General features: G+C 54.8%; 23 protein-coding genes and 1 pseudogene. 13 read left to right on the plus strand and 11 right to left on the minus strand.

The window, feature by feature from the left end:
- Positions 1–22: 22 nt before the first annotated feature.
- Positions 23–1939: a DNA topoisomerase IV subunit B gene (locus VI25_RS18330; protein ID WP_045688695.1), complete on the minus strand. Its 1917-nt coding sequence runs from the start codon at positions 1937–1939 to the stop codon at positions 23–25.
- A 190-nt stretch (positions 1940–2129) separates the two neighbouring features.
- Between VI25_RS18330 and VI25_RS18335 the strand changes: the two genes are divergently transcribed.
- From VI25_RS18335 to VI25_RS18345, 3 genes are all read left to right on the plus strand, one after another.
- On the plus strand, positions 2130–3314 hold the full coding sequence (locus VI25_RS18335; RefSeq protein WP_082455670.1) for an AI-2E family transporter: 1185 nt from the start codon (positions 2130–2132) through the stop codon (positions 3312–3314).
- A 209-nt stretch (positions 3315–3523) separates the two neighbouring features.
- The gene (locus tag VI25_RS18340) at positions 3524–3994 is read left to right on the plus strand and encodes a ferritin-like domain-containing protein (RefSeq protein WP_045688690.1); all 471 of its coding nucleotides are present in this window, start codon (positions 3524–3526) and stop codon (positions 3992–3994) included.
- Between the two features lie 171 nt (positions 3995–4165).
- Positions 4166–5650 (plus strand): exonuclease domain-containing protein, encoded by a 1485-nt coding sequence (locus tag VI25_RS18345; protein WP_045688691.1) that lies wholly within the window; start codon positions 4166–4168, stop codon positions 5648–5650.
- A gap of 587 nt (positions 5651–6237) precedes the next feature.
- Here the strand turns inward: VI25_RS18345 and VI25_RS18350 are convergent.
- The gene (locus tag VI25_RS18350) at positions 6238–7845 is read right to left on the minus strand and encodes a hypothetical protein (RefSeq protein WP_152981695.1); all 1608 of its coding nucleotides are present in this window, start codon (positions 7843–7845) and stop codon (positions 6238–6240) included.
- A 166-nt stretch (positions 7846–8011) separates the two neighbouring features.
- On the opposite strand from VI25_RS18350, the gene VI25_RS18355 reads away from it, so the two are divergent.
- The gene (locus tag VI25_RS18355; RefSeq protein WP_072144856.1) at positions 8012–9610 is read left to right on the plus strand and encodes a hypothetical protein; all 1599 of its coding nucleotides are present in this window, start codon (positions 8012–8014) and stop codon (positions 9608–9610) included.
- Between the two features lie 97 nt (positions 9611–9707).
- On the opposite strand, the gene VI25_RS18360 is transcribed toward VI25_RS18355, so the two are convergent.
- Positions 9708–10832 (minus strand): DNA topoisomerase IB, encoded by a 1125-nt coding sequence (locus tag VI25_RS18360; protein ID WP_045689905.1) that lies wholly within the window; start codon positions 10830–10832, stop codon positions 9708–9710.
- Between the two features lie 318 nt (positions 10833–11150).
- On the opposite strand from VI25_RS18360, the gene VI25_RS18365 reads away from it, so the two are divergent.
- The 3 genes and pseudogenes from VI25_RS18365 to VI25_RS27165 all read left to right on the plus strand — a co-directional run.
- Positions 11151–11960 (plus strand): M48 family metalloprotease, encoded by an 810-nt coding sequence (locus tag VI25_RS18365; RefSeq protein ID WP_055562718.1) that lies wholly within the window; start codon positions 11151–11153, stop codon positions 11958–11960.
- A 178-nt stretch (positions 11961–12138) separates the two neighbouring features.
- Positions 12139–12735 carry a hypothetical protein gene (locus VI25_RS27160; RefSeq protein ID WP_236705117.1) on the plus strand — a complete coding sequence of 199 codons (597 nt, stop codon included), beginning with the start codon at positions 12139–12141 and terminating at the stop codon, positions 12733–12735.
- Positions 12736–12773: 38 nt separating this feature from the next.
- A pseudogene (locus VI25_RS27165) lies at positions 12774–13322 on the plus strand (phosphatase domain-containing protein); the annotation flags it as partial.
- 84 nt (positions 13323–13406) lie between these two features.
- On the opposite strand, the gene VI25_RS27170 reads toward VI25_RS27165, so the two are convergent.
- The 3 genes from VI25_RS27170 to mtgA are packed head-to-tail and all read right to left on the minus strand — an operon-like array spanning position 13407 to position 14653.
- Positions 13407–13544: a hypothetical protein gene (locus VI25_RS27170; RefSeq protein WP_236705119.1), complete on the minus strand. Its 138-nt coding sequence runs from the start codon at positions 13542–13544 to the stop codon at positions 13407–13409.
- On the minus strand, positions 13541–13852 hold the full coding sequence (locus VI25_RS18375) for a hypothetical protein (RefSeq protein WP_236705120.1): 312 nt from the start codon (positions 13850–13852) through the stop codon (positions 13541–13543). Before VI25_RS18375 ends, VI25_RS27170 begins: the two co-directional genes overlap by 4 nt.
- A 57-nt stretch (positions 13853–13909) precedes the next feature.
- Complete coding sequence (mtgA, locus tag VI25_RS18380) at positions 13910–14653, minus strand: monofunctional biosynthetic peptidoglycan transglycosylase (protein WP_045690318.1); 744 nt, start codon at positions 14651–14653, stop codon at positions 13910–13912.
- A gap of 127 nt (positions 14654–14780) precedes the next feature.
- On the opposite strand from mtgA, the gene VI25_RS18385 reads away from it, so the two are divergent.
- Both VI25_RS18385 and VI25_RS18390 read left to right on the plus strand, forming a co-directional pair.
- Complete coding sequence (locus tag VI25_RS18385; RefSeq protein WP_045690317.1) at positions 14781–15416, plus strand: LON peptidase substrate-binding domain-containing protein; 636 nt, start codon at positions 14781–14783, stop codon at positions 15414–15416.
- 403 nt (positions 15417–15819) lie between these two features.
- Complete coding sequence (locus VI25_RS18390) at positions 15820–17061, plus strand: metallophosphoesterase (protein ID WP_236705121.1); 1242 nt, start codon at positions 15820–15822, stop codon at positions 17059–17061.
- 14 nt (positions 17062–17075) lie between these two features.
- Here the strand turns inward: VI25_RS18390 and VI25_RS18395 are convergent, their stop codons facing one another.
- Positions 17076–17999: a diacylglycerol/lipid kinase family protein gene (locus VI25_RS18395; protein WP_236705122.1), complete on the minus strand. Its 924-nt coding sequence runs from the start codon at positions 17997–17999 to the stop codon at positions 17076–17078.
- 110 nt (positions 18000–18109) lie between these two features.
- Positions 18110–18919 carry a M48 family metallopeptidase gene (locus VI25_RS18400; protein ID WP_045690316.1) on the minus strand — a complete coding sequence of 270 codons (810 nt, stop codon included), beginning with the start codon at positions 18917–18919 and terminating at the stop codon, positions 18110–18112.
- Between the two features lie 195 nt (positions 18920–19114).
- Here VI25_RS18400 and VI25_RS18405 point away from each other — a divergent pair, with 195 nt between their 5' ends.
- Complete coding sequence (locus VI25_RS18405; RefSeq protein WP_045690315.1) at positions 19115–19309, plus strand: hypothetical protein; 195 nt, start codon at positions 19115–19117, stop codon at positions 19307–19309.
- 94 nt (positions 19310–19403) lie between these two features.
- Here VI25_RS18405 and VI25_RS18410 read toward each other — a convergent pair whose 3' ends face one another.
- Complete coding sequence (locus tag VI25_RS18410; RefSeq protein WP_161806978.1) at positions 19404–20096, minus strand: murein L,D-transpeptidase catalytic domain family protein; 693 nt, start codon at positions 20094–20096, stop codon at positions 19404–19406.
- A gap of 239 nt (positions 20097–20335) precedes the next feature.
- Between VI25_RS18410 and VI25_RS18415 the strand changes: the two genes are divergently transcribed.
- Complete coding sequence (locus VI25_RS18415) at positions 20336–20731, plus strand: hypothetical protein (protein WP_055562719.1); 396 nt, start codon at positions 20336–20338, stop codon at positions 20729–20731.
- Between the two features lie 105 nt (positions 20732–20836).
- Here VI25_RS18415 and VI25_RS18420 read toward each other — a convergent pair whose 3' ends face one another.
- A complete protein-coding gene (locus tag VI25_RS18420; protein ID WP_045690051.1) occupies positions 20837–21241 on the minus strand; it encodes a hypothetical protein in 405 nt (134 codons plus the stop codon).
- A 238-nt stretch (positions 21242–21479) separates the two neighbouring features.
- Positions 21480–21953: a DUF4199 domain-containing protein gene (locus VI25_RS18425; protein ID WP_052695507.1), complete on the minus strand. Its 474-nt coding sequence runs from the start codon at positions 21951–21953 to the stop codon at positions 21480–21482.
- Positions 21954–22259: 306 nt separating this feature from the next.
- Between VI25_RS18425 and VI25_RS18430 the strand changes: the two genes are divergently transcribed.
- A complete protein-coding gene (locus VI25_RS18430; protein ID WP_045690052.1) occupies positions 22260–23882 on the plus strand; it encodes an ABC-F family ATP-binding cassette domain-containing protein in 1623 nt (540 codons plus the stop codon).
- Between the two features lie 18 nt (positions 23883–23900).
- On the plus strand, positions 23901–24731 hold the full coding sequence (locus tag VI25_RS25990) for a hypothetical protein (protein WP_052695508.1): 831 nt from the start codon (positions 23901–23903) through the stop codon (positions 24729–24731).
- Positions 24732–24783 lie beyond the last annotated feature (52 nt).

Here is a 24783-nt window from a genome sequence, read left to right on the forward strand (position 1 = left end):
CGAAACCCCACCGCCCAGTATGCTACGCCAGATCAGCCTCGGCTACTTCAGCCAGCGGCAATACATCAGACGTTACCAGATCTTTCTCTAAACGCAGATTTTCGATGATGAATTCCTGCCGGGCTGGTGTGTTCTTACCCATGTAGTAGTTCAGCACCTGCTGAATGGAGCGGTCGGACTGTAGAATAACGGGTTCCAGTTTGATGTTGTCGCCAATGAACTTACCGAACTCGTCGGGGCTGATTTCGCCTAGCCCTTTAAAGCGCGTCACCTCGGGGTTGCGACCCAATTGGCGCATAGCCGTCTGCTTTTCCTGCTCGTTGTAGCAGTAGATAGTCGTCTTCTTGTTGCGGACGCGAAACAAGGGCGTTTCCAGAATGTACACGTGCCCGTTGCGCACCAAATCGGGGAAGAACTGCAGGAAGAACGTCAGCAGCAGCAACCGGATGTGCATACCGTCCACGTCGGCATCGGTGGCAATTACCACGCGGTTGTAGCGCAGGTTCTCAATGCCTTCCTCAATGTTGAGGGCGTGCTGCAGGAGGTTTAATTCCTCGTTTTCGTATACAATCTTCTTTTTCAGGCCAAAGCAGTTCAGGGGCTTACCACGCAGGGAAAAGACAGCCTCCGTTTCTACGTTGCGGCTCTTTGTAATGGAGCCCGAAGCAGAGTCACCCTCAGTAATAAACAAGGTAGTCAGCAGTGCCTTTTCCTCGTTTTTGGTTTCGTCTAGGTGCAAACGGCAGTCCCGAAGTTTGCGGTTGTGCAGGTTGGCTTTCTTGGCACGCTGGTTGGCCAGCTTCTTCACCCCCGCCATGTCCTTGCGCTCCCGCTCGCTCTGCTCAATGCGCTTTCTGAGAGCTTCTGCCGCAGCTGGGTTTTTGTGGAGGTAATTGTCGAGGTGCTCCTTTACGAAGTCCAGAATGAACCCGCGTACCGTCGGCCCATCCGGCCCCATGTTGATTGAGCCAAGCTTGGTTTTCGTCTGGCTCTCGAACACAGGCTCCTGTACGCGCACCGAAATGGCTGCTACAATGCTGGCCCGAACATCCGCCGCATCGAAATCCTTCTTGTAGAACTCGCGCAGTGTCTTCACTACCGCCTCGCGGAAGGCGGCCAAGTGCGTACCACCTTGGGTAGTATACTGCCCGTTCACGAAGGAGTAATACTCCTCCCCATAGTCATTGCCGTGGGTAAGGGCTAATTCGATATCCTCCCCTTTAAGGTGAATAATGGGGTAGCGCAGACTTTCCGGATCGGCTTTACGAGCTAATAGGTCCAGCAGGCCGTTCTGCGAGTAGTACTTCTGGCCGTTGAAGTTGATGGTCAGTCCGGCGTTCAGGTAAACGTAGTTCCAGATCTGATTTTCTAGGTACTCCGGAATGAAACGGTAGTTGCGGAAAATCGACTCATCGGGCTGGAAGGTCATCAGCGTACCGTTCCGCTGGCTGGTTTTCACCGGCTTGGGGTCACTGGTGAGGACTCCTTGCGAGAATTCCGCCGACTTCATCATCCCCTCGCGTACACTCTGCACCAAAAAGTAATTGCTGAGGGCGTTAACCGCTTTGGTCCCGACCCCGTTTAAGCCCACAGACTTCTGGAAGACTTTCGAGTCGTATTTGCCACCTGTGTTGATCTTACTTACTACCTCCACCACTTTGCCCAGCGGGATGCCACGGCCATAGTCGCGCACTTGCACCCGCTGCTCCGAAATCTTGATTTCAATGGTGCGGCCGTGCCCCATCACGTGCTCATCAATGGAGTTATCAATGACTTCCTTCACGAGCACATAAATCCCGTCATCGTAGCTGGTGCCGTCGCCGAGCTTGCCGATGTACATGCCCGGGCGCAGCCGGATATGCTCGCGCCAGTCCAGGGAGCGGATACTGTCCTCGGTGTAGCCGTGGTCGGGGGTAGCAGGTACTTGTTCTTCAGCCATGAAATCGGTAATCAAATTTGAGGTAAAATAACACAGAAAATTGGCCTTTTCCGCGCTCTACTTTCGCTAGCTAAGTTAGCATTTTTCTTTTCCCCAACCCAGGTCCTACCGCGTTTGTTCCCATAAAAAAGGCAAAAAGCCTAACCCAGCCTCTTTCTCAGCACGTTCTTAATCCCAATTTTATTAGCAAATGTTTCCTCCTGCCAGTCAACATCACTTGCCGCCTTCTGGTCATAAGCCTAGTGCGGTAGTCAAGCAGACGCCAATTATTCAGTTTGCCTTCTTCATGATCGGGGCGGTACTATTAGTGTATTCCCTCCGAGTCTTGGACGATATTTTGCTCCCGCTGCTGTTCTCCGGGGTATTCACGCTCCTGCTCCTACCCGTGTGCCGGTGGTTAGAGCTTCGGGGTATGCCCCGGGTCTTAGCTATTATAGTGTGCTTGCTATTGGTAATAGCCTTACTTGCCGGCATTATCTTAGGCTTTGGCTCCCAGCTTGCTCAATTCAAAAATGAGATACCCAAGCTGCAAGTCAAACTGACCCAGTTCTTCAATGAGACTCAGGAATGGGCCCACCTGAAGTTCGGGTACGAGCCCATGAGCATTGACGACCTGAAGGAAAGCACAGTGAAGGCCCTGAAGAAATCAGGCGGAACGTATTTGGGTACTACGCTTAATACTACCACGGCCGTACTCGGAAACCTGGCTCAGGTGCTAATCTACGTTTTTTGCTTTCTGTACTACCGGGACCACCTGCGCCAGTTTATGTTTCGGTTTGTGGCGCCCGATAAGCGTACTAGCGTGCTGCACACAGTCGACAACATTCAAACTGTTGTGCAAGCCTACATCTCGGGCTTGTTCAAAGTTATCATCATCGTATCGGTGCTGAACGGTATTGGGCTCGTGGCGCTGGGCGTGAAATTCGCCATCTTCTTTGCCATTTTCGCTTCTGTGCTAGCCGTGATTCCCTACATCGGCATCATGATTGGAGCTACCATACCAGCCATTATTACGTTGGTTGAAACGGGTTCCGTGGTACAAGCCGCCTTGGTAATTGGGGTATTTGTGGTGGTACAGTTCCTTGAAGGCAACTTTATTACACCCATGATTACCGGCTCTCAGGTGAGCATCAACCCCCTAGCCGCTATTCTGGCCCTAATCTTGGGTGGAGAGCTTTGGGGTACCCCAGGCATGATTCTGAGTATTCCGCTGATGGCAGTAATTAAAGTAGTACTAGATGCTAGCAAGGTGACTGAGCCTTGGGGCTTCTTATTAGGCGACACGGCCGAGGGCGAAGACTCAACTAAACCTGAAACCAAGCAACCCAACGGCATCCAAAAGCTCTGGCACCGCATGCTCGGTAAAGCAGCCTAATTAAGAGCTGCTGCTGCTTGTTCCAACGCCTCCATTGGTCTGCCACTGGAGGCGTTGCGCGTAAATACCTCAGGCAGAACACACACTGACGCACCGAAATTTTGCACACTGGTTTTAGCAACCTCGAGCGGAAACCCGCGGTATACTCCCCCAGATGCCACTTCCGGCGTCTTTGTACCGACTACCATCCAACCCTAATTCCGTTCATCATGGCAACTATCACTGGCGAAACCGCCCGCGCATACAACGACCTCGTAGAGATTAACAAAACGGCCGCCAAAGGCTACCAGGAAGCCGCCGAAGGGGTAAGCAGCCCAGATCTGAAATCGAAGTTTAGCGAGCTAAGCCAGCAGCGCGCCCAGTTTGCTTCTGAGTTGTCGCAGCATGCTAGCCAATATGGCATTTCAACTGAAGATGGCAACACCGTAGAAGGTGTAATTGCCGATGCGGCAGCAGCTGTACACCGCGGCTGGATCAACATCAAATCTGCCATTACAGGCCAAGACGACTCTGCTATTCTAGGCGAGTGCGAAACCGGCGACGCCACGGCACTGACTTCGTACGAAACGGCATTGAAATCGACAGAGCTTCCTACCGAAGCCCGCTCGGTAATCGAGAAGCAGCACAGCGAAATCCTTTCGGCTAAAAACTGGATTACCCAGCAGAAAGGTAACCGCTAAGCAACTTCGTTAAGCACAACAAAAAAGCCCGCCCCTTCGGCGGGCTTTTTTGTTGTGACCCAGGCGCAGCAAGTGCTGTTCGGGGTAGTATACACCAAACGCAACCTTTCTCGGGCGTATCTTTGTTACCAATTGCATTAGCATCATTCATTACCCGATTTCGCGCCCGATTTGTACGCCATCATCGACCTTGAAACCACTGGTGGGCAGCCCACGCAGGACCGCATCACAGAAATTGCCATCTACATTCACGACGGTGATAAAGTGGTAGATGAGTATAGCACCCTGCTGAATCCTGGCCGGTCTATCCCCTTCTTCATTACCCAGCTCACCGGGATAAATGATGATATGGTGCGCGACGCACCTAAGTTTCATGAGGTGGCCCGCAAGGTGGTGGAAATGACGGAAGGCTGCGTATTTGTGGCCCACAATGTACGCTTCGACTATTCTTTCCTGAAGAAGGAGTTTGCTGATCTGGGCTACAACTACTCGCGCAAAACGTTATGCACGGTGCGCCTTAGCCGCTCCCTAATGCCGGGCCAGCCGAGCTATAGCCTAGGGAAGCTGTGCCAAAACATTGGGATTCCTCTGCACGACCGGCACCGCGCTGCCGGCGACGCCGCGGCTACTGCTATCCTGTTCGACCGCCTGCTTAAAATCAGCCAGCAGGAAGACGCTCTCAAAAGTCCGGCTCTTTCCCCCGCCGAAACTCTAGCAGCGGTAGATGCTACCGCTCCCTCGGGCCGTTCGGCTACTACACCCAAGCAGCCCTCGCCCCGGAAAGTGAAGGCCGTGCAGGAAGCTATACGCACGGCCCTCCTACCGCCAAATATCACGCCTGAGAAGGTAGCCTCCCTTCCACAGGAGGCTGGCGTGTACTACTTCCACAACGAGCAGGGCGAGGTGATTTATGTGGGTAAGAGCATCAATATCTATAAGCGCATCCAGCAGCACTTCGCCGTCGATTATAAGTCCCGCAAGAGCTTGGAGTTCAAGAACTCCATCTCGGACATTACATGGGAGTTGACGGGCTCGGAGTTAGTAGCGCTGTTGTACGAATCGCATGAGATAAAGCGACTGAAGCCCCTCTACAACCGTCAGCAGCGGCGCTCAGTATTCCCCGCGGGCATTTTCCTGCGCACCGACGAGAATGGCTACAAGCACTTGTACTACGGCCGCGCTGATGATCATGCCGAGTCACACCCACTGATTGCGCTTGGCAATCAGTACAAGGCCAAGGGGTTCCTCTTTCACAAGGTGGCGAAGTTTAACCTTTGCCAGAAGATGTGTGATTTGTACAAAACCACCGGCTCTTGCTTCGACTACCAGGTTCACCGCTGCAAAGGTGCCTGCATTGGGTTAGAGCCAGCCGAGGAGTACAACCAGCGGGTAGAAGCGGCCATTGAGTCGTTTACGTATGAGCACGGCTCATTTGTAGTAGCTGGAGCGGGCCGTTCGGCTACAGAGAAAAGCGTAGTGGTGGTTGAAAACGGGCGTTACTTGGGCTTCGGCTACGTAGACGAAACCTTTTCGGCTCGCAAGCTCAACGACTTTAAGGACGTCATCACCCGCTACAACGACAACAAGGACGTGCAGCAGATAATCCGGCAGTACCTGCGCACCAAGCACAAGGACAAAGTAAAAATCTTCAAGTAGCGCACGTATTCACCCTGCTTTTAAAACAGCTTGGCGCTGGGTATACTAAAGGAGGCACTATACTATTGAGCTGTTTGGGGCCATTGCGCAGCATGCATCTTATCGTTGAAGCGGGCATGAGGTACGCGCGTATGGGATCGGCATCCGCCAGGGCACATGCTGGCGACAACTGAGTAATTTCTGGGTAGAAAGGCGACAGTAATTGACTCTTTTACACAGCCTGCCCCAAGTAAGAGCTGAGCACGGAAAACTCTCGAAGCCCTCACTGGGTTGTTTCGACATCGGCGGGCAGGCGACGACCATTAAGCAGCTAGCAAGAACAGTGGCACGCTTAGGCACCTTCCAAGATTAGCTGGTACCTGTAACAGGTTTCGCTACCCAACACTGGTCGCATCCAACGCACCACCAAGAAATGCAGGTCGGAACGGTACGTTAGGGTAAGGACCTCAGGAACAGTAAACTCTTGCATCGCTTGGGGCTAGAGCCCAATGCTATCAATTACGCCTCATTGCTTCTGGCTGGTAGAATGACGAGCAGTTGCTGGCTACTCCACCAGCCACTCAATGAGTTGGCACCCATCACCTTGCCTAGAACAGACGGTGACGCAGCAACCAGCCTGCCGCATCAAACTCCTGAGCCTGGGGTTGATATTTCTCTACCTTAATTGGGTCCGCGACCCGGAGAATGTTGCCATCCCCACTATCGAATATTGTGACGTGGGGGGAGGCACCAGCGGGCAGGGTAGCCGTGAACAAATCCTGACCTGCGCCATCGTAGAGGCTAATAGTAAATTGGGAGCTAAGAGCACCGCGCACCTCGAAAGCATCATTTCCTCCCAGCCCGAAAATGCGAATAATGCGGGTTTGGCGAGCCTCGAACGTACGCTGGCTAATAAGCTGGTCGCCCTGGGGCAGTAGGCGGAACAGTTGCACCCGAACTTTGTCGGTGCCCACAGCTTCAACCACAAAGCGCTCCGCCTCATCTGTACCAGGAAGCTCTATCTCACGGGCTAATAGTTGGTAAAACTTGTCGGCCACAGCGGGCAACTGCTCGCGGCGGCTACGCAGCTTCTGGTTGAACTCTGTCGTGCTCATTTTCTGCACTTCCGCGGGCCATACGTGCAGGGCATCTGCAATAACCTGATCGGTAAGCTGCCGCTGGAGCGAGTCACTGATTTGGCGGAAGTCGTCGTGCGTGAGGTAAGCCAGCAACGACTTATCCATGGGCAAAGCCGCCCGATTCAGGCCCTCCACATCTTGCAGGCGAATGTTCTCGTGGAAGCTTTGGTAGTTGGATTTCACCCACCCAATAATGTGGGTTAGGAAACCATCGTCGAACTTAAAGAAAGCATGGTCCCGGTCGCGAGGAATGGCACGGTACACAGTAGCGCCGCTACCGGTTGAGAAGCTAGCCCAACGCCACTGGTCCTCGCGGCGGCTCCAGTCGCCCAGCCACATATCAAAAAGGCGGCTGCGGAGGTACTGGCGCGCATCTACCCGGTATTGGTTGCTAGCTACTAAGTTGGTGAATACCTTCCGTGAGCTTTCTACCTGAGCTGAGCGCCCAAAGCTGGCGACAGTGCGCTGGTCGCCCTCGGGCCGTTCTTCAAATAAATACAGCGCATTGGCAAACGCCGTCCGGTACTCCCCCAGAGCAGGGTCGTCGGCTAGGTACACGAGGCGCGGGTTGGTATGGTACACGCCCGCCGCGTCGGCCAGGGGTGCCACTATGTAAGCGCCGTAGGGATGAATGACGCTGGTTTGGTCTTTCATCAGGCGGCCTATCATGCCACCCTGTAGGCTTACAGGCAAGGCTTTAGTGGCGTCCTTATCTACCGAGCGCAGCACGTACTGCACTCCGTTTTTATCCACTAGTCGCAGGTTCTTGGTTTGAAAAGAGCCTCCCTCCCGAATGGGCGTGAGGCCGCCGGGAACCGCTGTGCGCAGGTTGAACACCGGCGCCGTGACGGGTAGTGCCCACAAGGCCCGGTAGTGCTGCCCCCAAAAGAAACGATATAAGCCACTGCGCTGGTACTGCGGACCGGCGGCCACTACCACGGTAGAATCGGGGCGTATGGCAGGTAGGGCAGTGGTGGGAGGAGCGGCAGGCGAAGAACAGGAATACAGCATCAGACACCCCAGCAAGCCCGCTGGTAGGCGCCCCTTAGCAACCCAAGAAAATAAAGGATGAGGCACAAACGTGGGTATTACAAGGACAAGATGGCCGGACCACACGTGTGGCGCCGCCTGTATAGCGCAAACTTGCCCCTTGCGGTTGTTGAGCTGACGGTTGTTGAGCTCACTGTTGACTTTTCAGGACAAGTTGCGTTGAAGGACATAAGCTGCGTTTTTTAACTCCTGCATGATCTTACGTCTCCTCCCGCCACTGCTACTACTAGGTGCGGTGGGCTGCTCCCGCGACACCTTTTTTCAACCGGATGCCCGGGTAGCCTATCCCGCACCCCTTCCACCGGGGGCCGATAGCGCCCGCGTGACGGCGGGGCGCCACTATAAGCACGGCCCCCTAAATACACTACTGCTAGGCCCGCACTACCGCCAAACGTGGAGCCAACCTGTTACCCTACCCGTCTTTAAGCCCGCTACTGTTGTAGCAGGGGGGCTGAAGTTTGAAAAGCTAGGGGGCGGATTCCAAACTACCAGCATGACCCTGGTAGACCCGAGCGGTCGTAGCTACGCCTTGCGCAGCATTGACAAAGACCCGTATAAAACCCTGCCCAAAGTACTGCGCCAGGGCTTTATACTAGGCACTGTGCGCGATGCTACCTCGGCGGGCATGCCCTACGGCGCCTTTGTGGTACCTCCGCTGGCGGAAGCGGCTGGTGTACTGCACACTACTCCGCGCCCCTACTACGTGCGCCTCGATGAACAAGGGCTTGGCCACGCGTCGGAGCGCTTGCAGGGCGATGTGGTTATGCTAGAGGATAAGTTTTCAAACAAGAACGACCGGGTAGATGCCTTGCGCGAGGCTGAAGAGTTTGAGGAAAGTGACGTTGTACTTTCGGAGCGGTATAAAAATCAAAAAAACCGGCTCGACGAATCAGCTTACCTACGGGCCCGGCTGCTCGATTTATGGATTGGAGATTGGGACCGACACGAAGGGCAGTGGGACTGGGCGGCCTTCGCCCAACCCGACGGCACCCGCTTATGGCGGCCCATCCCTAAAGACCGGGACCAAGTATTTTTTCGGTTTGATGATGGCCTGCTCTCGTGGGTAGTCAGCCGCATAGTGCCTAAGTTCCGCACTTTTGGGCCCCACTACCAAAGCATTGAGGGCTATACTCGCAACGCACGGTTCATAGACGAACGAGCCTTGGCTAGTATGACGAAAGAGGCCTACCTGCGCACCGCTAAGGACTTGCAACAGCGCCTTACGGATGATGTAATCAAACAAGCCGTGCGCCAAGGACTGCCCAAAGAAGTGTACCAGCGCGAAGGTGCGCGAATGGAAGCAAACCTGCGGGCGCGTCGCGCTCAGCTCCCCAAAGCCGCTCAGGAATTTTACCGCTTGCAGGCTCACCAGGTGGTAGTACCTGGCTCCGACCAAGAGGAACGCTTTGTAGTGGAGCGGCTAAATGATACAGCTACTGTAGTTTCCGTATATGGGCAAGCCAAGGGTGGCAAAGACTCTCAGGGTGCCCCCCTGCTCTACCAACGGCGCTTCAACCCGCGCGATACACATACGGTGGTATTGCACGGCTTACAGGGTGAGGACGAGTTTATCGTGAGCGGCTCGGTAGCTAAGTCACCCTTCATCGATATTTACGGAGGCCCCGATGAAGACATCGTGCGTGATAGTTCTCATGTGGGCGGCTTGCGCAAGAAAACCCGCTTTTTCGATACCGCCCGCAACAATGAGCTGATTGGCGGTAAGGAAACCAAAGACCGCACCGAGCATAGCGTGGTCTCCCACGCCTTTGACCGGGACGGGTCGGGAAGGTAAGCTACTGTTATCCTACAGTACACCCAGTACGAAAGAAGGGGCCCGGCTGAACCATGGTTCAGCCGGGCCCCTTCTTTCGTACTGGGCACTTTGTGTTTTATAGCTTTGGCTTTTCTAGCTCCTGCAGCATATCCAGTACCATATGCTCGGTGGGCGTAAGCAAGTCATTTTCGCTGGGGTCGGCGTCGTGGCGGCGCAGATAGTCAATCAGTTTGTCTGAGTTAAACAACTCCACTACTTGGGGGTGAATGTAGTACTTGGAGCAAACGCTGGGGGTATTGCCCAGGTTTTCGGCTACGTCTTTCACCGCCCGTTTCAAGGTTTTGGGTTTGGGAAAGTTAGGTTCCTCATCCAATACCCGCTCCAGGCACTCCACCATTTTCACGGTGCCGCCCCAGGTGCGGAAGTCCTTAGCCGACAAGGCCATGCCCGTTACCTGGTGCAGGTATTCGTTCACGTCGCCCGATTCTAACTCTTGCCGGTGTCTGTCGGGGGTGTAGTATTGAAACAGATGCTGCCCCGGTATTTCCTTGCATTTCTGCACGAGGCGGGCCAGTTTCCGGTCGTGAATGGTGAGGTCGTGCGCTACCCCCTTCTTACCCACGAAGGCAAAGCGCACGTCGCTGCCTTGCACCTGCACGTGCTTGTCGCGCAGAGTAGTGAGGCCGTAGGTCTTGTTTTTCTTGGCGTATTCCCGGTTGCCGATCCGAATAAACGATTGGTCCATGAGGGTAAGCACCAAAGCAATGACCTTCTGCTTGTCGAGTTGGGGGCGCGCTAGGTCCTTGTGCATTTGTTGGCGCAAGGTAGCCAGCTGCTCGCCGAAGGCGCGCAAACGGCTAAACTTGGTGAGACTGCGCGCTTGGTCCCAGGCGGCGTGGTAGAGGTACTGCTTGCGGCCTTTGGCGTCACGGCCCGTTACCTGCAAATGGGAGTTCGACGACGGCGAAATCCACACGTCCGTCCAGGCCGGAGGAATCACAAAGCTGTTGATCCGGGCCAGGGTTTTCTCGTCGGTTATGGGCTCTCCCTTGGCCGTATGGTAGGCAAAGGCTCCGTCGGAACCGGCAATCCGAGTATGGCCCGGCTTCACGTCGGTGAGGTAGCGCAGGCCCGCCAGCTCAGCTTGGCGGGCGGGGTCCTTATAGAGCACGTGAGCCTCTTCAAGGGGCTCTAGGCGCTTCTTCTTGGTTTTTGGGCGGGCAGAGGTAGTGGCAGACATGGCAGAACAAAAAACCCGCCAGCCAAAGGAGCCGCGGGTTCAGGTCCTACGCAAAAGCTCATCCGGAAGTTAATACTGCCCCAGCCCAGCCCGGCTCCATTGCTAATATCTGCTTCGGTAGGTCAGGTGAACTGGCCTCATTCTTTTACTCGCAGCCATATTTTTCGGGCTGATTTTCCGTTGGATAGAAGAAAGATGAGCGCGGCGACAACTCTACCACGGGCACTAGCGTACCGCAGCAGCCACATTCTGGCACCGTTTTTTCTACTCACCTGGGCATAATCCAACCGCTTCACTCCCCAACCCTCTCCTTATTTCATGCGTCATTACCTTCTTAAACCTTGGCTATTCCTTGGCCTGCTAATTACTCTTGGCACTGCAGCTTCCTGCTCGAAAGACGGGGACGGGGTGCTGCTATTTTCGGTAGAAGATGACAAAGCCCTGGGCGAACAAGTAGCGCGCACCACCGACTCTACCTACCGGGCCAAGAGACAACTGCTGGAAAAGACGTCGAACGCCCGCGCCTACGCTCTACTCAATCAGATAGTGGAGCGCGTGCTTAACTCGGGACAACTGCAGTATCGCACTGAGTTTCCCTGGGACGTACAGATCATTAAGGATGATAACACCCTGAATGCTTTTGCTACTCCCGGCGGCCACATTTACGTATTTTCTGGTCTCATCAAATACCTCGACAGCGAGGAGCAACTGGCAGGAGTGCTGGGGCACGAAATTGCCCACGCCGACCGGCGCCATACGTCCCGGCAGTTGCAGCAGCAGTATGGCATCAATCTGCTGCTCAGCGTGCTCCTAGGCAACAACCCCGGTCAGCTTGCGCAAATTGCTACCGGCCTGGGTCAGCTCAAGTTCAGCCGCGACTACGAGCAAGAAGCTGATGACTATTCTGTCGTTTACCTCAATGGCACCAACTACTACGCCTGTGACGGTGCCGCCGGCTTCTTCATCAAAGCCGAAAAAGAAGCTACCGCCAGCACCCCAGAGTTTTTGAGCACCCATCCCAACCCTGGTTCACGGGTAGAGGCCATCCAAACCAAGGCCACGCAGCTGAACTGCCGCAACCGAACTTCCAGCAGTGCTACTTTCAACGAGTTGAAGTCGCTGCTTTAGTTCTCACTAAGCTATTCCCCATAAAAAAGCCAGCTGCCGAGGTAGCTGGCTTTTTTTTATGGGGAATAGCAGCCTAGAGGCGCACTACTCTGGCGAAGCTGAACAGGAATTTAAGGCCCGTAGCCTAACTCCACGGCCCACTCAACCGTTACTGGAAATTCTCCATCCTTACACGTACATGGCATCTTTACTCAACAAACTCAGTGACTGGTCGGAACGGGCTGATGATGTACTGACGCGGGCGCGGGCCCGTCTCGGGTTGCTTCATCCCTTACAGGTAGTATCGTACCGGAGCTATGGCACGCCCGACCGGCTGTATGTAAAAGGGCGGCTCCTGACTGATAAAGGCATTGGGGAGCCCGACCCGTCTGATTCGCGCTGGCACAATTTGCTGAACATGTACCGCCGCTTTGATAGCAACGAAATCAGTGGGGCGGTGCTAGATGTGCGCCCTGCCGATGGCTCGGCCCATCCCGTAGTGACGGACGAAGAGGGCTACTTCACCCTAAACCTGGAACCCAAAGTTCTCCCCGAGCCTATCGACTACCTCTGGTACCCCGTTGACGTGGCCGTGCAGCAGGTACCGGCTCCGTTCCCTTTGCCCGCCCAGCTCGCTACCCAAGCTATGGTGTTGATACCGCCCGCCGATGCGGAGTACGGCATTATCTCCGACCTTGATGATACTGTTATTCAGACTTCGGCTACCGACTTGCTGCGTATGGCGCGCACGGTTTTGCTACGCAACGCCCGCTCGCGCCTGCCTTTAAGGGAGTAGCTGAGTTTTACCGCCAGCTACAGCTAGGCCGTAACGGCAAGCGTAACAACCCATTCTTCTACGTGAGCAGCTCGCCTTGGAACCTCTACGATCTGCTGGAAGACTTTCTCAACCTCAACGATATTCCTCCCGGACCGTTACTGCTGCGCGATATGGCACTGGGCGGCAAAAAGGCGGGCGATGCTTCGGCCCACCATGGCCACAAGCTCAAGGAAATCGACAACCTCTTGCTCACTTATCCTAAACTGCCCTTCGTGCTCATCGGCGACTCGGGTCAGGAGGATGCCAACATTTATCGCGAGGTAGTGCGGCGCCACCCTGGGCGCATCCTTGCCATTTACATTCGTGACGTGAACTTGCCGGAGCGCTCGGCCATGGTGGCGCGCGTATCGGAGGAGTTACGCTCCGACAAGGTGGAAATGCTACTGGTGAAAGACACCGTGCAAGCCGCCGAGCACGCAGCCGGCGCAGGCCTTGTTTTCCAAGAAGCTGTTTCGGCTGTAGAAGCCGAGAAGCAGAAAGACGAACAACCCGACGACAACGGCGAGTTAGATGGCAAAGGCTCCGGTCAGCCAGTGATGAAGTAGGTACCCCCTACCGAAAAACAGCCCAGGCTGCCTAGGTAACATACCTGAGCAGCCTGGGCTGTTTTATTTCTATTCGGGTGTCAGCTAGCTAGAATGATCGGCAACAATGACCCACTGGCCTTTGATACGACGAAACACTAGTAGAAAGTGTCCCTGCAAGTCGCCGGCGGTGGGCCGGGCCAAGTGCCAACGGCCAATCACGTGGGCCGCATCGGCACTCAAGGCTGAATACTCAGCTTCGTAAAGTCTAGCTGACCCATGGCGGCGCTGTTGGGGTAGCTCCGGCGGTAGTTATCGAGGGTAGGCTGCCATCCATAGGTAAGGCCACTCTTGCCAATAAACACTAAGGAGTCGTTTTGCCAGTAGCCCTGCATGAAGGTTTGCACGTCGCCACGGTTCCAGGCTGCGGTTTGCGCGCTCAGCACCTGGGTAATTTCGCTGCGGATGGCGCTGGTAGGCGGTAGCTGGGCGGCGGGCGCGCAAGCCGTCAGTAGCCCGCTCAGGGCAAGTGGAAAGGCAAATCGTGTCATGGCCGCCAATATATACGTTCCTCAACGTACTACCCAACCCGACCAACGGGTCTGGCTTTACTCTTCCATTAGCTCGCGCACATAGGCCGAGCCTCCTAAGCGGCGCATGTTGCGGAGTACCCGACGCTGTTTGGCGCGGGCTTGGGGACCAGGATTGCTAGCCCGGAAGCGTAAGGGATTGGGCAGCACTCCGGCCAGGAGAGCTGCTTCCTGGGAAGAGAGCTTGTTGGCCGACTTGTGGAAGTATTGCTGCGAGGCTGCCTCCACCCCAAATATGCAGTCCCCCATTTCCGCTACGTTGAGGTACATTTCCATGATGCGGCGCTTGTCCCAGAAGAGTTCAATGAGCAGCGTGAAGTAGGCCTCGGCAGCTTTGCGTATGTAGCTGCGGCCGTGCCACAGAAACACGTTTTTGGCTACCTGCTGGGAAATAGTGCTTCCGCCACGCAACGTCTTGCCCCCGCTCATATTTGACTTAGCTGCCTGCCAAAGCGCGTCGCCATCAAACCCGTGGTGAATAAGAAAGCGCTGGTCTTCGGCCGCCACCATAGCTAGGGGCAGGTTTGATGATACTTCGTCAAGGGACCGGAACTGGTAGCTAATGCGCCGATGGTCTTCCCGAATACCATAGTATCCTTTGCCAACGGGAGCATGCGCCCGGCGCTCCAGCATCAGCCACGTAGCCGGGGGCGACACCCAGCGGTATACTAGCACCCAGGCCACAGAAATAAGAAATAGAGCCGCTACTACTTGCAGCGCCGTCCGCCCTACCCGGCGGCTAAGTTGTGCGTACTTGGTCACGACCAGCTAAAACTACGTTCACTACCTGCGCCGCACCTGCGGCCGGGCAAAAGTAGGGGAATTCAGCGGCCAGCACCGTATACTGGCTTCTTTCTACTACTTTCCCATCCTCTACCGCTCTGCTTCTATGACACGTTTGCTGGCCCTGTTTCCCCTAAATCTCGTTGCATTTCCCGGCGAGAAGCTAAACCTGCACATTTTTGAGCCGCGCTACCGTCAGCTCATCCACGACTGCATAGAGAAGGGTATCACTTTCGGTATTCCGCCCTACATTAATAACGCCGTCAGCACACTGGGCACCGAAATGCGCCTGCTCAGCGTGGAAAAGACGTATGAGAATGGGGAGATGGACATCCGGACGAAAGCAGTAGGCGTATTTCGCATTGAGGAGCTTTTCCGGGAAGCACCAGGGAAGCTATACGCCGGCGCCCAAGTCACGGACCTACCCGATGATTCCGTTGGTGACCCGCGGCAGCACACCCAAATTCGGGAGCAAGTGCAGCAGCTTTACGATGTGCTGGGGCTGCGCCGCTTGTTCACGGAGCTACCTCCTAACTTCCGCGTGTACGATATTGCGCACAACCTGGGGCTGAGTACCGAGCAAGAGTATCAGTTACTCGAAGCTACTACGGAAACGGCGCGGCAGCGCCAAGTACTTGGTCACCTAGAGCACATCCTTCCCGTGCTGCTGGAAACGGAACGCTTGAAAGACCGGGTGCGCCTAAATGGCCATTTCAAAAACCTGACCCCGCCAAACTTTTAGCCGCCCGCGCCACAACGGGCGCTGCCTATGTGGCCCCACTTTTTAGCAAGTCCTGCCCCACCCCTGGCGTGTAGTGCTGCCTGTGCAAGGAGGCCGCAATTCTCATGGGTTTTACTGGGTACACCGAGGCATAGGAAAACGGAATGCGCTAGGCAAAGAGCCCTACTATGCTCTCAGATTACTTATTTGTAATGCAGTTAGCAACAAGGGAAGCTTACAAGAGTACGTTGAATGCTTTGCTCTGTGTGCGCCGGCAGGAAAAGGCACTCCCAGGCGGGTAGTTGGGTTAGAGTAGTACGTATGGCATGTATTAGGCGATGAGGGCCCAAGTAGAGTTCTTCTAGTTTCGCCACTCCTCCCGAACATCGGTTTTCTACGTATAGCCAGCTCAATCCTGCTTCTTGTGTCTACCTCGTCTTTTCTACTATACCTAGTGCTGGCAGTTGCTGCTGTTATGGCGGTATGGCTAGCGTGGCGCTTCTGGCAGGAGCGCCAGTACCGACGCCGCCCATACGTAGACCCCGCTTACCTCGACTGGCCTCAGCATGAACCCGATCCGGCCTTGACTCCGGTGCACCGGGTAGCGCTCCTCGGAGACCCGGGCGCCGTGGCTACCGACGGTACGGACCCTATTCTGAATTTGCTGGAAAGCTGGCAAAATCAAACCGGTCCGGCCGGCACCGTTGTTATCCTGGGCGACAATGTGTATCCCATTGGCTTACCTGCTACCCACCACCCCGGTCGAGGGGCAGCCGAGGCCCGTTTTAATACGCTACTCGATGTGCTAGGACGCTTCCAAGGCCGCGTGGTACTACTCAGTGGCAACCACGACTGGCACAAAGGTCGCCCCGACGGCTGGGAGTACCTGCGCCGGCAGGAAACTTACGTGCACGAGTATTTACCCACGGCTCACTACCTGCCAGCGGGCGGTACACCCGGCCCCGTCACGTTGCAGCTCACCGAGGGGGTACTGCTGGTAGTGATGAACACGCAATGGTGGGTACAGCGCGGTGCCCGCCCCACCGGAAACTCCAAGGAAGCGTTTCGGCAGTTACGGGAGGTGCTGGCGGCCAACCGCCACCAGCGCGTTGTGGTAACAGGCCACCACCCACTGTACTCCAATGCCTTGCACGGAGGCAAGTTTACGGCCAAGCAACACGTGTTTCCACTGACTACGGTGCATAAGCGGGCGTATGTGCCGTTGCCCATTATTGGCTCCTTGCTGCCTCTGTACCGCAAGCTGGTAGGAGCAGCCGAGGATATGTCGCACCCGCGCTACCGCAAGATGCGCCGCCGCATGCTGCGAGTATTACAGGAATTCCCGAACGTAATCTACGCGGCCGGCCACGACCATAATCTTCAGTACTTCCACCATCGTGCAGGGCACTATTTGGTAAGTGGCTCAGGTAGCAAAACCGCTTTCGTGCAGAAAGGCGGCCGCGCGACGTTTGTTCATGAGCAGAAAGGCTTCTTCAGCCTCGACTTTTATGAAACAGGCGACACGTGGCTGCGCACACTCGAACCAGCAGTAGCGGGTTCCTTGGCGCCAGCGGCCGAGGTGTTTCGCCTTCGTTTACACCCTGCTCCCGTTTCTTCGCCGGTATCTACGTCGTTGCTGGCCTCTTTTGCTCGCCACGTTGGGTAAGGAAGGCCCGGCTGTTACTTGGCGGCCGGGGCTGAAGTTGGGGCCAGTACCCGCAAATTGCGCACGTCAATTTCTACCTCTACGGGGGATGGCAAGTGGCACGGTTCGCCGTCGATTTGGACTAACACTTCCGTAGCTCCCGGCACCGAAATCCGGGCCTTGCGGCAGCAGAGCCGCCGCGTGTAGTCAGAATCATCGAAGCCATTTGTATAGAGCCGATACAGAATGCCGGGCGTAGCCGTGTTCGGGAATGGCTCGATGATACACAGTTCAAACTGCCCGTCGTCCATCCGGCTATCAGGATTGATAATGACGTTACTACCGAAGGTGTTAGCATTTGCAATGGTGAGCATAAAGGCTGGCCCCTCCCAGGTTTCCTCATCTGTTTCGATGTGGTAGGTGGCTGGTTGGTAGCCCAAATATTCTTGAGTAGCTACTCGCACGTAGGCGGCGGGTCCGCGGGCTTCGCCCTGGTCGTAGCGCTCCACAATTAAGGCGTTGAAACCCAAATCGGCCAGGTGAGCGGCGAAGCGCCCACCTACCCGCAACGTATCCAAAAGGCGCAGTTCATAGTCCCAGGTTAAGCGCAATGCGGCCTCTACATCCTGCGGAATCCCGAGGTCTTTGGATAACCCATTGCCTGAGCCTAGCGGCAAAATACCCAAGGGAACTTCTCCGCCGGCTAGCGCCTCGGCTACTAAGCTCACGGTGCCGTCGCCCCCGGCCGCAAACACGGCGTCGTAAGCGTGGGTAGCCAAGTGGGCGCGCAGGTGCTCCAGATCAGCGTCGCCGGTAGTGTGGTAGAAGGCGGCGGCGCGTCCTCGCTCCTTGCAGTACGCAGTGACGGTATCTTCCAGATTATCCTTGTTGATGTCACCAGAAATCGGGTTCAGCACAAATAGCAGATGACGCAGGGTGTTGGGCATAGGAGTAGGCATGAGGGGCAAGTAGGGTAAGGCGCTGTTTCGACGCACTTACTCGGGTGAGAAGGGGATAAATGCAACGTGGCCGGCCAATTGGCCGGCCACGCTATGGGTACTACTGAAGGTTAAGGCTTGAGCCCGGCGGGTAGCCCCTGAGGGAAGTCAGAAGCAATGTCCCGCTCCAGTTCCGTAATGCGGTTGCCTGGGTTGGGGTGAGTGCTCAAGAACTCGGGTGGCTTGCTCCCGTGATTTTCACGGTCCAAAATCTCCATTACCTGAATCATAGAGCGGGGGTCAAAACCAGCGGCGGGGGTGAAGTCAACGGCCAGTCGATCGGCTTCTAGCTCGTCTTCGCGGCCGTAGCGCAACGTGAGCAGTTTGCCTACCATAGCGGCAGCGGCAGCACTAGCCATCGTAGCCGGTCTATCTGGATCATACAGGCCAATGGCGGCGGCACCGGTCAAACCGCTTGTTAGGCGCGACTTTGCTACTTGCTCGGCCGAGTGACGAGCTACTACGTGGCCTATTTCATGGGCCAGCACGCCGGCTACTTGGCCTTCTGTTTTTAGGTTCTTCAGCAAGCCAGCCGTAATAAACACCTGTCCGCCGGGCAAGGCAAACGCGTTGATTGTGTTTTCGTCGGCTAATAAGTGAAACTGAAAGCGGTAGGGTGTTTGGCCTGCTTTCGTGCTGCGCACAATTTGCTGCCCAATGCGCTCTACGGCGGCTCCCGCTTGTTTGTCGGGGTGGATGCCACCGTATTGCTGGGCCATTTGTGGGGCGGCCTGTAAGCCCAGGGCTATTTCCTGGTCGGCCGACATATCTACGTGCTGCACTTCCCCAGTTACTTCATTTTTCTGGGTGTTGCAGTAGTACGGGATAAAGGCGAAGGCCGCCATTACCAGGGCAATGATGAACCGAAGATTTCCTCGCATGATTGGTTGAAGGGAATAGGGAGTAAAAAGTGCGGACACGGACGAGCCAGGGCCCATCAAAGGCTTGTAACGCGTAGCCTGCACTAGGGTTGCTAGAGCCGGCACACCCAAATTGCGTCAACTATCGTATCAGGCCCAACCCCGTTTTCAACGAACTCCTCTCTCCTTCTTCTGACGCTTTTCATTCTCTGCACCATGAACCAGAAACGCACGTTCGGCAGCATCCTCACTATCCTGGGCATCTTAGGCATTATTGCTGGTGCTCTTGGTTTCCTCCAAATTGGTGGTTTGGGCCTGAGCAAGATGAATTCCCTTGTTCCTTTCGTTGTGGGCCTGATCTTCTTTTTCGCCGGCATCAACCTTGTGAAAACCACTGGCGACCGGGCCTAGCCCTACCTCCCCAGCGACAACGAGAACGGGCCCACCGAACAGTGTTCGGTGGGCCCGTTCTCGTTACCTGTTTCCTTATCCGGAAAGCTGGTGGCTAGCTACCGCTCAGCCCTTTGCTACGAGCAAATGCCAGCAGTGCGCCATCCAGTTGCAACCAGTCGGACTGGTAGTGCGTGTTCAGGGGGCCGTTGGCAAAAACTACGCTGCCTCCCTTGATGGTTTGAATGATAGCGCTGGATTGATGCACGGGCAAGGCGGGGCAGCCCTGGCTGCGGCCCAAGCGGCCGTGCTGCCGCACAAACTCTTCGCTCACGTACTCGGCCCCATGCACTACTACGGCGCGGCTGGCAGCATTGGTATTGTATCCCGCGTCTACACCCTGCAACTTCAACGACAAGCCGTGCTTGCCTTGGTAGGTGTTGCCAGTGAGGTAGAACCCCAAGCTACTCATCTCCGAGCCTTCGCGGTTTGAGAAAGTATGGGCAAACTCTTCGCCGGTATTCTTCCCGTGCGCAACCAGCGTATGGTACAGAACTCGGCCCTGATCCACATCGACCACCCACAGGCGCTTTTGCTTACTGGAGCGGCTAAAGTCAATCACGGTAAGTGTGGTCTCGTTCCGGTTGGTAAGACCGCGCTGCTGTAGATGGTAGAAGCCAATCATAGCCTTCCGGTACACCTGCACGGATAGCCCTGAGCTAGCCAGCCCCGCTTGAATGTAGGTGGTCATTACGTGCTGCTCAAACGCGGCCATGTAGCTAGTGCGCAGAGCAGGGTTCGTAATCAAAAGTCTGGGAGGAGTAGGTGCGCCACCTGTCTTGCCTAGGCTTGCTAGTGGCAACCAAGAAAACAGCGTCAGTAGCAAACCGGCAGTAGTAGTCGGCAAAAAAGTCATCGACGAAACTAGTTGAAACAACGTGAGCAGATGGCTAATTAACTTCCAATATACCTGTGGGACACCAAAACTAGTAGTTTTGTGCCATATATCCACCTGCGTAAGGCGGCTATTCATTTACTTTTTCGTCTATGTTCCTTCGTCGCTTTCCTGCATATCTTGCTATCGGCCTCCTAGTAGCCTCTTGCGGGCACGCCCTTCCCGAGATGCCAGAATTTGATGGCTCGGCTTGGCGCAAGGACCCCTATGGTTGCACAAGCCGGCGGGCAGTCCTCCTCCCTTCACTCACCAAATACCGTGAGCAACTGTACGGAGCCCGCATCAGCGACGTAGATGCTCTGCTAGGCCACCCAGACGAGGAAGAACTGAGCGAACAAAGTGAGAAGATCTATATCTACTACACGGCTACCGGCCCGCAGTGTGTGAAAGGGCACCCAAGGGCAGCCGGTGGCCGCGTTGTGTTGCGGTTTGGGGCTACCGGTACCATCACAGAAGCTCAGTTCCCGGTTAGTACTGTAGCGCCCTAAGTAGGTACCCTATTAGGGTAATATCGAGCAAGCCTACACCAAAGAAAGAGGCCACCCAATGTTGGGTGGCCTCTTTCTTTGGTGTAGGCTTATAAGTGCTATCAGTTATCCTACGCCCCCATCATTGGTAGTAGGAGACGTTGGTACTGCATCACGCTTGTTTTCTTCCTGAAGCATGCTCAACTGGGTGGGAGTAAGGATGCGGCCACACTCCGATTCGTACTGCGCTTCCAGCTCCATCATTTTGCTATTACGAGTTGCCGGATCTTGGTAATAGTCCCACTTGATTTCGTCTACCCGGGCTAGCTTGATCTTATTTACGGCACGCAGACGGACGACCTGCGCTTCCGAGAGCTTAAGCTGACTGCTCATCTGACGAGTCATAGCCTCTACCCGCTCCGGCGAAGGATCGAGAGAGCCCATCCGCTCCGACTGACTATCCTTCATTTGCGCAGTAGCACTAACTGCTACTCCCAACATCATCGCGAAGGCCAAAAACAAGGATTTCATTATACTAACTAAAGGTGCAGGAGGTCCAGTAATTGAAGCATCAAACACAGGGACAAGCGGAACAATTCCGCTGCTTGTCACTTTATTTAATACAAACTTATATTGATTTCAATATAGAAACAACAGGTAAACGAAATAAAGTCTATGTTTTTATTGGAATATTTAAGTGTTGTTGTGATTTACCAACAAAAAAGCCACGCTCTGTGCTAGAACGTGGCTCATTTGGCTGTGGAGAAGCTTATTCAATGCCTGTAATAGGCTTGTGATCAGGGCTCTTGTAGTACTGCATAGCTACCAACGAAATAATTACGCCAGCCATGGCACCTTGCAGCAGAATAGCTAGTACGGCTACCGTAATAGACAAATCGAAGCCTAGACGGTCCCAGGTACGGATATTCTGCATGATTTTTGGGTTTAACAGCCCGGCATACACTACGAAGAAGATGCCGAACACGACAGAAGCTACAATAGCAGTAATAATACCAGTGCCAAACCCTTGCAAGTACGGCATACGATCTTGGCAGTAGCGCTTAAAATTGGCAATGGCAAAGCAGATGCCGACGGCCAGAATAACCCCATTCAGAAAGCTGAACTCAATGCGGTCGGTCAGACCTGTTAGAGAGGCAATGAGAAAGTACACTATCATGCCAGCAGCGGCAAACAGACCATAGCGGACCCCATTGGTTTCGGGAGTAATACGTGCGTTAGTCATAGAACAAAGAAAAGTCAGAAGATGTGGTTGGTGGGTTGTTAAGGGCCTGGTTATCCGGCGGAACTACGTGGCAGGCAGCATTTGTTATCAACCCGACCACTTCTCCGGCACCAGCTGTTTTTTTATACCGTATTGTCCGGCAAGGGGTTGTGCTAACAGCCCATTTTTTTAGCCTTAAAAGTATGGTCTGCTTGCTTTTTTAGTAGTCTAACAAAGTAGGCGGGCCATTTTACGTACTTTTGCATGTTGCTCAGGGGTGTTCACGCCCGGGCACTCCTTCACGTGTTTCTCCGCACTTAGTCATTTATGATCAGCACCTCCAACGTAAGCCTGCGCTACGGCAAGCGCATCTTGTTTGAAGACGTTACCATTAAGTTCATGCCGGGCAACGTGTATGGTCTTATTGGGGCCAACGGCGCCGGTAAATCCACGTTCCTAAAAATCCTTTCGGGGGAGATTGAGGCAAACACTGGCTCAGTAGACATGCCCAAGGGCGCCCGTTTGTCGGTTTTGAAGCAGGACCAGTTTGCTCACGACCAGTATCCAGTACTTCAAACCGTGATTATGGGCCACCAGCGCCTGTGGAAGGTGATGGAGGAAAAAGACGCGCTCTACGCCAAGGCTGATTTCTCGGATGCCGATGGTGAGCGAGCTGCGGCCCTAGAAGGCGAGTTTGCTGACCTGGAAGGCTGGAATGCGGAGTACGAAGCTGCCGAGCTGCTCTCTGGTCTGGGCATCTCGGAAGATAAGCACTACACCCAAATGGGCGACCTAGGTACATCCGACAAGGTGCGGGTACTGCTAGCGCAAGCTCTGTTCGGCAACCCCGACGTTCTACTCCTCGACGAACCAACTAACGGCTTGGATGCCGAAACGGTACTCTGGCTGGAAAACTTCCTTGACTCCTTCCAGAACACGGTAATTGTAGTAAGCCACGACCGCCACTTCTTAGATGCGGTGTGTAACTACATGGCCGACTTGGACTTCTCGAAAATCACGATGTACCCCGGCAACTACTCGTTCTGGTACGAGTCGTCGCAGTTGGCCTTGCGCCAGCGCCAGGAGGTAAACAAGAAGACGGAAGATAAGCGCAAGGAACTGGAAGAATTTGTGCGCCGCTTCTCAGCCAACGCCTCGAAGAGCAAGCAGGCTACTTCGCGTCAGAAGCTGCTGCAAAAGCTCACCCTGGAAGAAATCAAACCGTCCTCCCGCAAGTACCCCTACATCGCCTTTAAGTCGGAGCGCGAGGCTGGCAACCAGTTGCTGACGGTGGAGAACCTGAGCAAGTCGGTGGATGGCCAAACCATCTTCCGCAATGTTTCTTTCTCCCTCGATAAGAAAGATAAGGTAGCCATCATCAGCCGCGACGACCGGGCCGCTTCCCTCCTCTTCGATATTCTATTTAACGAAGCGAAGGCCGACTCAGGCGACTTCAAATGGGGCACTACCATTACGCCGAGCTACTTCCCCAAGGAAAACACCGAGTTCTTCAATACTGATTTGAACCTGGTTGACTGGCTACGTCAGTACAGCACGGAAAAGGACGAGTCGTTCATTCGGGGGTTCCTGGGACGGATGCTATTCTCAGGCGAAGAGTCGCAGAAGAAATCCAACGTGCTAAGCGGAGGTGAAAAAGTACGCTGCATGTTATCAAAGATGATGATGGAAGGCGGCAACGTTTTGGTCCTCGACGATCCGACGAACCACCTCGACCTTGAAAGCATCACAGCCCTCAACAACTCGTTGCGCGACTTTACTGGCACCCTGCTATTCGCTTCTCACGACTTACAAGTAGTGGAAACGGTAGCTAACCGCATCATTGAGCTCACGCCCGACGGCATCATCGACCGCCGGATGAGCTACGAGGAATATTTGGCCGATGAAAACATTAAAGCGCAACGCCAGCGCATGTACCAACTAGTTTCCTAATAGCGTTGTAGCGGGGATATGAAACGACTGTTGTTTTTACTGGCTTTAGGCGGAGCGGGCTTGCGCTGGGCTCCGGCCTCAAAGGCACAGGGTACGGATACTACCCGTACCGTGAAGCCTCAGCTTAATACGGCACCTCCCGGCTCAACGGTGCCCGCGTCGGCACCCCGACCAGCCGCTACGCCTACGCCCGCGCCGGTTTACACGCCAGCCCCCGCTCCATCGGTACCGGCTCCTCAGCCCAACCAAGGCTACGACCCCAACCGCCCATCCGGCCTCGACTTGCCGGATCGGCCGGGAGTTGCTGCACCACCACCACCTCTACGCAAGTGGTTTGTGTACAGCAACTTTGGCTTGGGCTACAGCAGCATCAGCGGCGCTGGACTGTTTAATGCTAGCATTGGACCGGCCATTGGTTATCAGGTTACGGATCGGTTTGCTATCGGCCCCGGCCTGAGCTACATCTACAATCATTACTCATTCCCAGACGACATACGGCAGTATGGCTACCCCTCTAGCTTAAGCCTGCACAGCCTGGGAATCAAGGCTTTTGCTCAGTACCGAGTAATCGACCAGTTCTTGGTTCACTTGGAGTATGAGGTAACCAATGCTCAAGCGTATGCTGAACGCGTAATAAGTGCGCAGCAAGTGGAGATTATAAAGGTAAATCGTACTTACCAAACCCCACTAGCTGGTATAGGCTACCGCCAAGAGTTAGGGGAACGTATTGCCGCCGACATCTTGCTGCTCTACAACTTCAACGACGGGGTGGACCGGTACGGCAACTCTCTGTCGCCGTATAGCCAGCCGGTCATCCGATTCAACTTCCTTTATCGCCTAGGTCGTTAGTACCTGTTGAACAGGTAGTTTGCACACAAAAAAGCCCTTCTCATATGAGAAG

The organism is Hymenobacter sp. AT01-02 (assembly GCF_000961955.2).
Classification (GTDB): Bacteria; Bacteroidota; Bacteroidia; order Cytophagales; family Hymenobacteraceae; genus Hymenobacter; species Hymenobacter mucosus.